1 protein-coding gene is annotated in these 395 nt (G+C 60.5%); it reads left to right on the top strand.

The genetic code is table 11. The annotated features are described in order from the left end of the window. The coding region (locus tag D7V77_RS42940) for a hypothetical protein (protein ID WP_199734036.1) at nucleotides 1–241 on the top strand (241 nt) is incomplete at its 5' end. Nucleotides 242–395: the final 154 nt, after the last annotated feature.

Below are 395 nucleotides of genomic sequence, written 5' to 3'. Positions count from 1 at the left end.
CTACACGACGGGTGGTCACCGGCACACGCTTCGCTACCAGGATGCGCCGGTTGCCGCGCAGGCCTGGCATACGTTGCGGGTGGAATTCGCGGGCGATCGCATTCAGGTATCGCTGGATGGCAAGCGCTACATCGACGTGACGGACGATCACATCCGCGGTACCGGCGCGGTTGGGGTCTGGACCAAGGCCGACAGCGTGACCCTGTTCGACGCGTTCTCGTACGGCACCACCGCGAAGTAATACAGAGAGGAGAAAGAAGTGAATTTCAAGTCGGAAGTGGGCGGGACCAAAGGCCGGTTGCCATGCGCAATTGTCTGGGCTGGAATCGCGATGCTATGTACCACCACTTCGGTGCTGGCCGATGAAGGTTTCAAGCACCTGAGCGGTGCTGAAC

The organism is Corallococcus sp. CA041A (genome assembly GCF_003612075.1).
Lineage (GTDB): Bacteria > Myxococcota > Myxococcia > Myxococcales > Myxococcaceae > Corallococcus > Corallococcus exiguus.
Note: the sequence above shows the minus strand (reverse complement) of the source record. Positions and strands in the feature narration are given on the sequence as shown.